The 11,523-nt window shown below is 60.6% G+C and carries 9 protein-coding genes and 4 tRNA genes; 9 read left to right on the top strand and 4 right to left on the bottom strand.

What is annotated here, in order from left to right; all coding sequences use genetic code 11:
* Positions 1-224: 224 nt before the first annotated feature.
* The 3 genes from AC07W7_RS18405 to AC07W7_RS18395 all read right to left on the bottom strand — a co-directional run bounded on the left by AC07W7_RS18405 (position 225) and on the right by AC07W7_RS18395 (position 4,251).
* On the bottom strand, positions 225-2,663 hold the full coding sequence (locus AC07W7_RS18405; RefSeq protein WP_236310228.1) for a TonB-dependent siderophore receptor: 2,439 nt from the start codon (positions 2,661-2,663) through the stop codon (positions 225-227).
* 78 nt (positions 2,664-2,741) lie between these two features.
* On the bottom strand, positions 2,742-3,725 hold the full coding sequence (locus AC07W7_RS18400; protein WP_236310229.1) for a FecR family protein: 984 nt from the start codon (positions 3,723-3,725) through the stop codon (positions 2,742-2,744).
* A 7-nt stretch (positions 3,726-3,732) separates the two neighbouring features.
* Complete coding sequence (locus AC07W7_RS18395) at positions 3,733-4,251, bottom strand: sigma-70 family RNA polymerase sigma factor (protein ID WP_099168767.1); 519 nt, start codon at positions 4,249-4,251, stop codon at positions 3,733-3,735.
* A 201-nt stretch (positions 4,252-4,452) separates the two neighbouring features.
* On the opposite strand from AC07W7_RS18395, the gene AC07W7_RS18390 reads away from it, so the two are divergent.
* The 3 genes from AC07W7_RS18390 (at position 4,453) to AC07W7_RS18380 (ending at position 4,805) form a co-directional block, all read left to right on the top strand.
* A tRNA-Val gene (locus AC07W7_RS18390) sits at positions 4,453-4,528 on the top strand.
* Between the two features lie 18 nt (positions 4,529-4,546).
* Positions 4,547-4,623 (top strand) — tRNA-Asp (locus AC07W7_RS18385).
* 105 nt (positions 4,624-4,728) lie between these two features.
* Positions 4,729-4,805 (top strand) — tRNA-Asp (locus AC07W7_RS18380).
* A gap of 164 nt (positions 4,806-4,969) precedes the next feature.
* Here AC07W7_RS18380 and AC07W7_RS18375 read toward each other — a convergent pair.
* Positions 4,970-6,253, bottom strand: a complete 1,284-nt coding sequence (locus tag AC07W7_RS18375) for an NAD(P)/FAD-dependent oxidoreductase (protein ID WP_076965020.1) — start codon at positions 6,251-6,253, stop codon at positions 4,970-4,972.
* A 184-nt stretch (positions 6,254-6,437) separates the two neighbouring features.
* Here AC07W7_RS18375 and AC07W7_RS18370 point away from each other — a divergent pair.
* From AC07W7_RS18370 to AC07W7_RS18345, 6 genes are all read left to right on the top strand, one after another.
* A tRNA-Val gene (locus AC07W7_RS18370) sits at positions 6,438-6,514 on the top strand.
* A 256-nt stretch (positions 6,515-6,770) separates the two neighbouring features.
* A complete protein-coding gene (locus AC07W7_RS18365) occupies positions 6,771-7,133 on the top strand; it encodes a DUF1993 family protein (protein ID WP_495039850.1) in 363 nt (120 codons plus the stop codon).
* Positions 7,126-7,305: a DUF1993 family protein gene (locus tag AC07W7_RS18360; protein WP_495039849.1), complete on the top strand. Its 180-nt coding sequence runs from the start codon at positions 7,126-7,128 to the stop codon at positions 7,303-7,305. The genes AC07W7_RS18365 and AC07W7_RS18360 overlap by 8 nt, the downstream gene beginning before the upstream one ends.
* A gap of 150 nt (positions 7,306-7,455) precedes the next feature.
* Positions 7,456-7,977, top strand: coding sequence for an RNA polymerase sigma factor (locus tag AC07W7_RS18355; protein ID WP_076964983.1), 522 nt, complete (start codon positions 7,456-7,458; stop codon positions 7,975-7,977).
* The gene (locus AC07W7_RS18350; protein ID WP_495039848.1) at positions 7,974-8,807 is read left to right on the top strand and encodes a FecR family protein; all 834 of its coding nucleotides are present in this window, start codon (positions 7,974-7,976) and stop codon (positions 8,805-8,807) included. The genes AC07W7_RS18355 and AC07W7_RS18350 overlap by 4 nt, the downstream gene beginning before the upstream one ends.
* 118 nt (positions 8,808-8,925) lie before the next feature.
* The gene (locus AC07W7_RS18345) at positions 8,926-11,340 is read left to right on the top strand and encodes a TonB-dependent receptor (protein ID WP_495039853.1); all 2,415 of its coding nucleotides are present in this window, start codon (positions 8,926-8,928) and stop codon (positions 11,338-11,340) included.
* Positions 11,341-11,523 lie beyond the last annotated feature (183 nt).

Genomic DNA, 11,523 nt, shown 5'->3' with positions numbered 1-11,523 from the left:
CGGTAGTTCAGTCGGTTAGAATACCGGCCTGTCACGCCGGGGGTCGCGGGTTCGAGTCCCGTCCGCTGCGCCATATTCGGTAACCTGGAACACTGAACGCCAGGTCACCACACAAAGCCCGCTCATTGAGCGGGCTTTTTGCTGTCTGGGGTTTGTGAAAATCCCTGGCCATAAAAAACGCCGCCGATCATTTCCGATGACCGGCGGCGTTTTTTATGGGGCGCTTAGAAATCCCAGCGCGTGGTGACCATGAAGTTACGCGGTTCACCGTAGGCCGCCGAGTTATAGAAGCCGATATTGGTGTAGTAGGACTTGTCGAAGATGTTGTTGACGTTCAGTGTCGCCGACAGATTTTTGGTGACCTGGTAACGGGTCATCAGGTCCACCAGCCAGTAGGCTTGCTGGGAAAACTCTTCATACCCGTTATGCGGGGTGTTGTAGATATCCTGCCAACCCACGCTCTGCCAGCGCACGCCGCCGCCGACGGTCAACTTGTCGAGCTCGCCCTTGAGTTTGTAGGTGGTGTACAGCTTGATCTGGTCTTCAGGCTCGAACGTGGAGATCTTCACGTCCTTGTCATCGCGCACGATCTTGTGGGTGTAGCCGGCCTGGAGCTGCCAGCCGGGGGCGATCTCGCCGGACATCTCCACTTCGTAGCCCTTGGTCACGGCCTTGCTGCTCTTATAGGCATAGTTGGATGGGATCGGCGTCTGATTGTTGTAGGCGTCATCCGACAGCGCGCGATTGGATTCATGGATTTCAAAGTACGCCGCGCTGGCGTTCACCCGGCCGTCGAGGAAGTCGGCTTTCACCCCCAGCTCCCAGTTTTGCCCTTCATCCGGCTCAAGCAGCTTGTTGTCCCGATCGCGGTTGTAGTTTTCCTGGGGCATGAAAATATCGGTGTAGCTGGCGTACACCGAGTAGGTGTCGTTCAAGTCGTAGACCGCGCCGACATACGGCACAAAGCGCCCGGACTCGCGGTAATTGGGGTTGTAGCCGGTGACCTGGTAGTTGACCACGCGACCACCGAGCAGCAGCTTGAGGTCATCGGCCAGGTTCAGGCGCGTGGTCACATAGGCGCCGGTCTGGCGTACGGTATCGTCGGTCAGGGATTGGGCATTGCCCCAGTCCGGGAGGGTGGCGTGGCCGTGCCAGTTATTGAAATCGACGATGTTCGGGCTGAGGTTCCAATAGCCTTTGCCTTTCCATTCGGAGGCACTGATGGAGCCGCCCAGCACCAGTTCATGTTCCCGGCCGCCGAGGCTGAATGGGCCACTCACGTACAAGTCGGCCGAGTCGCTGACCGTTTCCCCGGTGTATTTGCCCGAGGTGAGTTGTGCGGTGCCGTCGGGCTGCGGCTGGTCGCCCTGGATCGAGCCCATCAGTGCGTGGTAGCCGTTGATCTTGTGGTCCAGTTGCAGCTTGGTCACCCAACCGTTGCCCAGGTCATGTTCGAGCATGGCGAACACGGTGCGGGTGTATTGCTCCCAGCTGCTCCAGTCGGCGGCGTTATTGAACGAGCGCTTGACCTTGTTGCGTTCGCCCTTGGAATTGATCAGCGGGAAGCTGCCTGACCAGGAAGAGCCCTTGGGCAACGTATCCTGGTAATCGCCGCCGACAGTCAGCAGGGTGTCCGGCGACAGGTCGAACTCCATGATGCCGTAGTACGTCGGGCTCTTGCGCGAGTAGTGGTCCATGAACGAGTGCTTGTCCTGGTAGGCCGCGACTGCCCGGCCGCGCACAGTGCCGCTCTCGGTCAGCGGGCCGCTGACGTCCAGTTCGCTGCGGTAGTTGTCCCAGGAACCGGCGCCCAGGGTGGCATGCCCCCGGAAATCGGCGGTGGGCTTCTTGCGCACCAGGTTGATCGTCGCGCCCAGGGAGCCGGCGCCGGTGAGCAGGCCGGTGGCGCCCTTGAGCACTTCGACGCGGTCATAGATCGCCATGTCGCTCAGGGTGTTGCCCGCCGAATAGGCGACGTTGCGCGCCGTCGAGGGAATGCCGTCGTACTGGAAGTTATTGATCGAAAAACCCCGGGCGTAGTAGTTGCTGCGCTCGCTGTCGAAGGCCGACACGGTGATGCCCGGGGTATGGCGCATCACATCGTCGACGGTGTTCAGGCCGAAGTCATCCATGTACTGGCGCGTAACAACACTGACCGATTGCGGGGTTTCCTTGGGCGTCAGCACCAGGCGCGTGGCGGTGGCAATGCTGCCGGGGGTGTAGGAGCCGCTGTCTTCGGTGACGTTACCCAGCTGGTTGCCGCTGACTTGGGTCGGGCCCAGCTCCAGGGTGCCGTTGCTGGCGGTGGGCGCGGGTTGCAGCGCATACCCCTGGTTGCCCTTGACCGCGACGTAGCCGCTGCCCTGCAGCAACCGGTCGAAGCCGTCCTGGATCCCGTAGTTGCCTTGCAGGCCTGGGCCAGCGAGGCCTTCCAGCTCGCGGGACTGGAACACAAGCGCCACGCCGGCCTGCTGGGCAAAGCGGTTGAGCGAACTGCCCAGAGGCCCGGCAGGAATGTTGTAAGCCTGGGCAACGGTGCTGGCCATATCCGCCTGGGCCGGGCTGCTGTGCAAGGCGCCAACGGTGACGGCGAGCATGGCCAGGGAAAACGGCGCGCTTCTCAGTAGGCCAAAGCGTCCACGGGGGGAGGAAGGGGTGTGCATGGTCAAGGCAATCCTTTCGGTGTCGAATTACCTTGCTTGACGGGCAACTGCGCAAAAACCGGAAGCCAATGCGAATAATTATTTTTTGGGTGTGGGGTCAGGGTTGACCACGATCAGCCACGGGGTAAAGGCGCGCAGTTTTATCGGCAGGGCCTGCGCCAGCAGTTGCAGGGCGTGGTCGCTGTCATCCAGGGGGATTACCGCCGACACTCGCAGGCCCTGTAGCGCGGCACGATCAAATTGCAGGCGGCCTGCGCGATGCCGGGCGATTTCATCCAGCACTTCGGGCAATGGCCGGTTTTCCACCACCAGTTGGTGGCGGCGCCAGGCTTCGTTGATGCTGGCTGGGTCGATGCTGCCGGTCAGGCGTACGCTGTCGGTGCTGATCAGGGCCTGGGAGCCGGCGGCGACCTCCAGGGTCTGCCGGGCATCGGCGCTATGGGCAGCCACGCGGGATTCGAGCATGGTCAGCACGGTGCTATCGCCCTCGCGCTTGACCACAAACCGCGTGCCCAGCGCGCGCAGGCTGCCGTGGGCGGTCTGTACGATAAATGGCCGTGCCTGATCGTGGGCCACTTGCACCAGGATCTCGCCTTGCAGCAGGTCGATGCGCCGCTGCGTGGCGTCGAAATGCAAGTTGGCCGCGCTGATGCCATTGAGGCTCAGCGCCGAGCCGTCTGCCAGGCGCAGGGTTTGCCACTGGTCGGGGCCATTGCGCACATCGGCCATCCATTGTTGTGGGTAAGGGCTCAACAGCAGCGCCGTCGCCGGCAAGGCCAGGCTGCCCGCCAGCAACAGGCTGCGTAGCGCACGTTTGCCGCGCCGCGCTTTTTTCTCGGCGAACGCTGCATTCAGCGCCGCCCGCGCCGGGGATTTTTTCCCGCGCAGGGCCTGCATCCGCGAAATCACCGCTTCCATGCGTGCGGCGGCTGCGGCGTAGTGGGGGCCTTGTTGTTTCCAGCACTCGAACGCCAGGCGCTGCGCTTCGCTCAGCTCGCCTTCATGCAGGCGCAGCATCCATTCGGCGGCTTGTTCTTCGATCTGTTGGCGGGCGTCGGGCATGGGTGGCTCAGGTGTCCATACTGTGGCCGCAATGCACCAGGGCCTGGATCAGGTATTTGCGCACCGTGCGTTCCGAGAGCTTGAGTTGCCGGGCGATCTGCACTTGAGTCAGCTCTTCAAGGTAATAGAGCACAAACGCCTGGCGCGAATACTCATGCATGCCTTCAAGGATAAAGGCGATCTGTTCCAGGGCTTCGAGGGTGGTGTGGATCTGCTCCGGTGACTGGAACCCCTCCAGGGCATCGATCGTCAGCGCCAGCTCTTGCAGGTAGGCCTGTTCAATTTGCTTGCGTCGGGCCTGGTCGATAATCAGGCGGCGCGCGGTGGTGCTCAAGTAGGCCCGGGGTTCGCGGATCGTCGCCACCGACTCACGGGTGTGCAGGATGCGGGCGAAAGTGTCCTGTGCCAGGTCGGCCGCATTCTGCCGACAACCCAACTTGCGCCGCAGCCAGGTGAACAGCCAGCCATGATGCTCGCTGTAGAGCTGGGTTATTTCCCGTTGGAATGGCGGTTCACCCACAGACATCGGCGTGGCCCAGGTGTTATTGAGAATAATTTCTAATTGTGGGACCAGGGTTGGGCAAACGCAAGAGACTCGCGTTTAGCTGCTGCAAACGCCGGTTTTCAAGGGGGCGGGCGGTCGTGGCCAAGATATTTCAAATAAATTGCATTTAAATCAACACATTGCAAAATTTTCGTATATGATGCGCCCCGCACCGAACGTAAAGGGTGATTAGCTCAGCTGGGAGAGCATCTGCCTTACAAGCAGAGGGTCGGCGGTTCGATCCCGTCATCACCCACCATTACGTCCAATGCTACGCGCAGCGGTAGTTCAGTCGGTTAGAATACCGGCCTGTCACGCCGGGGGTCGCGGGTTCGAGTCCCGTCCGCTGCGCCATATTTTCCAGGTCCGATGTTTCGGATTTGAGATTGAACAGCCAAGGCTGATCAGTCAGATGTTTGAAGGCGGTTGAAGGTGACACTTCGGCAGTCTGAGCGATACGCAGCGGTAGTTCAGTCGGTTAGAATACCGGCCTGTCACGCCGGGGGTCGCGGGTTCGAGTCCCGTCCGCTGCGCCATATCTGTTCCAGGGTCCACTGAACACCCTGAGAGCGCCAAGACAAGCTTTATGCTTGATTGGATCGATAGCAAAGACCCTGGTCGAAAGACCGGGGTTTTTTGTGTCTGCGATTTGATCGGGCGATTTGCAGGAGCCGGCAAACCGGCGCCTGCAATGCTTGTGTCAGAAGCCCAGCTTGTCCCGCAGCCCGTAGTACCACGCGCCCAGCGCCGCAAATGGCGTGCGCAGCAGTTGGCCGCCCGGGAACGGGTAGTGCGGCAGGTCGGCAAATGCATCAAAACGCTCTGCCTGGCCCCTGAGGGCTTCGGCCAGTACCTTGCCTGCCAGGTGGGTGTACGTCACACCATGGCCGCTGCAGCCCTGGGAGTAGTAGATGTTGTCGCCGATGCGACCGACCTGGGGCAGGCGCGACAGGGTCAGCAGGAAGTTGCCGGTCCAGGCGTAGTCGATTTTTACATCCTTGAGTTGTGGAAAGGCCTTGAGCATCTTCGGCCGGATGATGGCTTCGATGTTCGCCGGATCCCGCGCGCCATACACCACGCCACCGCCGAAGATCAGGCGCTTGTCGCTGGTCAGTCGGTAGTAGTCGAGCAAGTAGTTGCAATCTTCGACACAAAAATCCTGGGGCAGCAGGGTTTTGGCCAGTTCATCACCCAGGGGCGCCGTGGTAATCACTTGTGTGCCGCAGGGCATCGACTTGGCCGCCAGTTCGGGCACCAGGTTGCCCAGGTAGGCGTTGCCGGCGACGATGATGAATTTAGCCTTCACCTTGCCTTGGGCGGTGTGCACCACAGGGTTGGCGCCACGCTCGATACGCACGGCGGCGGACTGTTCGTAGATCGTGCCACCCAGGGATTCCACGGCCGCCGCTTCACCCAGGGCCAGGTTGAGCGGATGGATATGCCCGCCACTCATGTCCAGCAGGCCGCCCACGTAGTTCTCACAGGCCACCACCTCGCGGATGCGCCGCTCGTCGAGCAGCTCCAGCTGGGTATGGCCGTAGCGTTCCCACAAACGCTTCTGCGACTCCAGGTGGCCCATGTGCTTGCTATTGAGCGCGGCAAAGACACCGCCGTCTTTCAAGTCGCACTGGATCTGGTATTTGGCGACCCGCTCACGAATGATCCTGCCGCCCTCGAACGCCATTTGCCCCAACAGTTGTGCCTGCTGGGGGCCGACGCTGCGCTCGATCACGTCGATATCACGGCTGTAGCTGTTGACTATCTGGCCACCATTGCGCCCAGACGCACCGAAACCCACCTTGGCGGCTTCCAGTACCGTCACGCGAAAGCCGTTCTCCAGCAGGAACAGCGCACTCGACAGTCCGGTATAGCCGGCGCCGATCACGCACACGTCGGTTTCGATTTCACCTTGTAGCGCGGGCCGGGGAGGAGCCGCATTGGCGGAAGCGGCGTAATAGGACTGGGGGTAGGGGGTGTTCGCCATACTGGAACCTCTGTTTTATATTTTTTACGAGTGCGCCGATCCTACCTGAGTTGAAAATACCCTGCCAGCCACCCGAAAAAATCAGCATGGCTGATAAAAAATAAAAAATTCGCATATTCATAGGCTTAGCTGCAAAAAAGGTGTTGACACCCCTTGGGAATTCCGTAGAATGCCGCCTCACAGCAGGCACGTAGCTCAGTTGGTTAGAGCACCACCTTGACATGGTGGGGGTCGTTGGTTCGAGTCCAATCGCGCCTACCAAACAAAATCCGCTCTGCTGGGCGGTCTAGAAGGGCTCACCGAAAGGTGGGCCCTTTTTTGTTGTCTGTGATTTGCAAAACCTTCATTCAAAATGCCAGTCTCGCGCCTATCTACATCAACACTCCTGCCTCCCGATAGGCGAACGCTGATGCAATAGAAGCAGGGTAGAAGGCATGCAACCGTCTGCTAGGCTTCAGCCTCCTGGGAGAAAGGCTGGTCCTTTTACCCGCATTGAATGATTGCTTGGGGAAAAGCTATGTCGGTCTACTCCATTACCATTCCCTGCTTCGCGCAAATGCTGCGCGCGTTAGCGTCTCTTTTGTCCAAGGGTCAAGACTCTGCCCTGGAGCGCGGGTATGACCCGGAAATTTTGTTGGGGGCTCGACTGGCGCCTGATATGCATGATCTGGCCCGTCAGATTCAGTACGCGTGCACGCAAGCGCAGGAGGCGGTTCAGCGACTGACACGGCAGCCGGTGTTATTGCTCACGCCTCCCGAAAGCCTGGCAGCAGCGCAGGTATTGATCGAGCATACGTTGGCCATTCTTGATGCAGCGGACCACGCTCAAATAGAGGAAGGGGCAGGGCGCGAAATCGCTATTGAGTTACCCAATGATTGAGTTACCCAATGGCATGGCCTTCGATATGACCGGCAGTGAGTACGCTGTGAACTGGGCTATTCCACAGTTCTACTTTCACCTGGTTACGGCCTACAACATCTTGCGTCATAACGGCGTGCCCCTTGGTAAAGCCGATTACGTACAGCATATGTTCGCCTACTTGCGGCCGTAGTTTCTGCTTGCCCCATCTTTCATTGCCGGGCTACCCAGTGACGCAGCGCAGGGGTCAGGATCTTTGCTTCAAATGTAAAGTATTCGCATTTATACTGCGCGCAATTGCCCTCTCTCCAGGGCATCCGCTTCTCTCATCGCGCAGGTCATCGTGCAGGTCGACCCTCCCAAACCCACACTGCTGGCAGCATTGGTTCGGCACTACGACGAGTTGGTGGATCATGTCCGCCGGCGTTTTGGTGAGCGGATATTTGCCCGCGAAGTGATACACGACTTGTGCCTGCAGTTGCTTGAGCAGGATGAGAAACCAGGTGTACGCACGCCAGTGGCCTTGTTGCGCAAGATCGCCAGCGATATGGCGATCAGCCGTTATCGAAGCGAGCGTCGGCGCCAGGGCTGGGTTGTCGGCGTTTCGGTATTGCCGCAAGTGGCCTGCGGTGCGCCGAGCCAGGAGCGCCATCTGGCTGGGGAGCGGGCCTTGGAGTTGCTCACCGAGGCGATTGCCAGCCTGCCACCGCGCTGCCAAATGGTGTTTGTCATGCACAAGGTGCATGAATTGCCCCAGGCCGAAGTGGCCGCGCGCCTGGGGATTTCCCTGAAAACCGTCGAGAAGCACCTGCGCCTGGGCATGGGGATCTGCCGTACGCATCTAGGGACAGAGGTCTTGCCATGAATCGCGACCCACACAAGAGCAAGGACTTCAGCCAGGAGGAGGAGGCCATTGCGCGGGTTCGCGAGGACCTCAAGCAACGTTTTCCGCTGCCCCCGTCGACGCCCGCGAAAAACAAACGCCCCACAGGGAAAACCCTCGGGCTGTTGCTGCTGGCGATGGTTGCGGGGGTGGCCTGGGTCGATCCGGCCTACCGCAGCGAACACTTTGCCAGCCAGGTAGGGCAACGCCAGGCGCTGCAGCTGGCGGATGGCTCTCGGGTGCTGCTCGACAGCAGCACGCAGATGACGGTCAGCTGGCATCTGCGCAGCCGCCAGGTCGAATTGAAGGCGGGGCAGGCGTTGTTTGAGGTGTCGCCGAGGGTCTACCGGCCTTTCCTGGTCGATGCCGGGTTGGTTGGGGTGCGAGTCGTGGGCACGCGTTTTAACGTCAGCCGTCAGGAACAGGATGTGCAGGTCAGCGTGGCTGAAGGCAAGGTCACTGTGCGGGCGGCCGCTACCGGTTTAGTCACAGCGCTGGAGCCCGGGCAGCAATTGCGTTTGCAGAAGGGGCAAGAGGCTCAGGTGAAACGGGTTGACGTGGATGACGTCACCGCCTGGCAACAAAGCCGGCTGGTTTTTGAAAGCACTCCGCTTGAGGAAGTCATCGGCATACTGCAGCGCTATCACCGTCAGCCTATAAGGCTCATGGACCCCAGGCTTGCGCGCCTGCCGGTTTCCGGTGTGTTTGACAGTGGCCACGTTGACCGCTTGCTGGCGCTGTTGCCCGGGATCCTGGCGGTGCGCGTCTCCACTGCGGCCGATGGCTCGGTCCTGATCGATTCCCCCGGCTAGAAAAAATAATCTTCAACCGAGGTAGGGTTGCGCCGCAGTGCTGACGGCTATCTCCCTGTAACCCTACTTCGTGGAGAATAAAAACGTGAGTCAGTCCTTCCTGCGCGCGCGGGTGCGCATGTCCTTGCTGGCCAGCAGCTTGCTCCTGAGCCAATGGTCGCTGGCAGAATCGGCCCCGGTTGATTTCGATATCCCGGCCGCATCGCTGGAGAAATCCCTGAATGCCGTAGCCCGGCAATCCTCGGCACAGATCCTGTTCGCCAGTGAAATCACGGCCGGCAAGAGCGCGCCGGCCTTGCGCGGGCGCTACACGTTGCAGGAAGCGCTTGAGCGGTTGCTCGGCAAAAGCGGGCTGACGGTGCAGGCGCGTGACGAACAAACATTCCTGGTGGTCCAGGGGGGCACCGCCAATGTCTCCCCAGCGTCGGACCCCGCGCCGGGCACAATGGAGCTGGCCAGCCTGACCATCAGTGCCTCGCGGCTCGACAGCGACCTGGTGCCCCAGGCCCGCCAGGTCAATGTCATCGAACACAAGCAGCTGGAGCAACTGCGCCAGGGCTCAGACAGCCTCGCCACGTTGCTGGCCAAGAGCATCCCGGGCATGGCCGACTCAAGCCGGACCATTACCGACTACGGGCAGACCTTGCGTGGACGGACGATGCTGGTGCTGGTCGACGGTGTTCCGCTCAATACCAACCGCGATTCCTCGCGCAACCTGGCGAACATCGACCCGGCGCTGATCGAGCGTATCGAAGTGATCCGTGGCAGCAGTGCGATCTACGGCGCAGGCGCGACCGGGGGCATCATCTCGATCACCACGCGGCCGGCCGGTGGCGAGCCGCGGGCGAGCACCAGCCTGAGCGCCGTCTCGCCCTTGAGCAAGCTGGGCAGCGATGGCCTGGGCGGCCAGTTGCAGCATCATGTTGCCGGGTCCCAGGGCCGGGTGGATTACGCCCTGGACTTCGGCGCCCGCCACATTGGCGCCTCCTACGACGCCAACGGGCACCGCCTGGCGCCAGAGCCCAGCCAGGGCGATCTGTTCGATTCCAATACCTTCAACGTTGGCGGCAAACTGGGCTTGCGCCTTGATGATGTGCAGCGCATTCAACTGTCTGCCAGCCATTACAATGCCGAGCAGAACACCGACTACACCTCCGACCCGTCGGTGGCCAGGCTTCCTGCGGGCTCGGTGCCTGCGCGCCCGTTGTCCGGTTTGTCGTTGGCCGAGCAGAACCAGATCAAGAACACCTTGCTCAACCTGGAGTACGCCCATACCGACGTACTGGGCGGCACGCTTAATGCGCAACTCTACTATCGGGACTACTTCACCCGATTCACGCCGTTCGATGCCCGTGCAGTGGCGACCCGTGGACGTAATGTCGACCAGGTCATGCAGAACAGTGAAGTATTCGGCAGCCGGGTCACCCTACGCACGCCGCTGGGGAGCCAGGGCAATACGGAGTTGTTATGGGGCGCTGACTTCAACCAGGAGCGCAGCGACATGCCCATCGACATCTTCGACCCGCGAGCCTATGACGCCAGTGGTGGCAGGGTGTTTGACAAGATCGGCAAGCTCACCTACATGCCCGACCTGACAACCCGTAGCCTCGGCGGCTTTGCGCAGTTGCAACATAAGCTCAACGAACAATGGTCGGTGGAGGGCGGCGTGCGCTATGAATACGCCACCGCTCAATACGATGACTTTATCCCGCTCTCGGAGTCGGCAGCGACCCAGCCGGCGACTGTCCGCGGGGGCAAGGTGCATTACGATTCAGTGCTGTCCAATATCAGCCTGACTTACTCGCCGGTAGCGGGCCAGGAGATCTACGCGGCGTTCAGCCAGGGCTTCCAGTTGCCCGATATCGGGGTGCAGCTGCGCAATGCCCGGCGAGGGTTCGATCTTGGTTCCTCCAACCTGGAACCGGTGAAAACCAACAACTACGAGCTGGGCTGGCGTGGTGGGTTGGGCGATCAGACATTGGCCTCGCTGGCCGTGTTCTACACCACCTCCAAGCTTGGGGATGTGCAGAGTTTCAACGATGGCCTGATCCTGACCCGCACCCAAGAGCGAATTTACGGCGTAGAAGGCAGTGCCGACTGGTTGACCGACGATGAGCGCTGGGGCGCCGGCGGCACCTTTACTTGGATGAAGGGCCGGGAGCAGCCCGAAGGCCGTGACTGGCAGGACATGACCGGGTACCGCATCCCGCCGCTCAAACTGACCGCCTACCTGGAGTTCAAGCCGACCGAAACCTGGAGCAACCGCCTGCAGGCCAACTATTTCGACGGCGCCGACTATCGCCTGGATGGCGTTGCCAGCTTTGGACGGCGCAAGGTCGACAGTTACACCACCGTTGATCTGATCAGCCAATACCAACTCAGCGAAAATGACCAGCTCGGCATGGGGATCCAGAACCTGTTCAATCGCAGCTACTACCCGCTCTACAGCCAACTGATGCGTAGCAGCAACAACACCAGCCACTTGCCAGCGCCGGGTACGGTGTTGACCGCAAGTTACACCCATCAGTGGTGACCACCCTGACTGCCCGGTGCCCCTGATGGGGCGCCGCAGCACTAGCAATCCTGCGTTGGCGGCGTGTCGCGGTTTTGCGTGCGCTAAACCCTTGCGCGAAGATCGGTGCTCATCCCCTCACAAACTTTATTGATTTGCAGCAACAATTTTTCTTGTTGGACACCCTCCGTCCCAAGCAGCAAA

This window comes from Pseudomonas sp. GW821-FHT01D09 (assembly GCF_059422465.1).
Note: the sequence above shows the minus strand (reverse complement) of the source record. Positions and strands in the feature narration are given on the sequence as shown.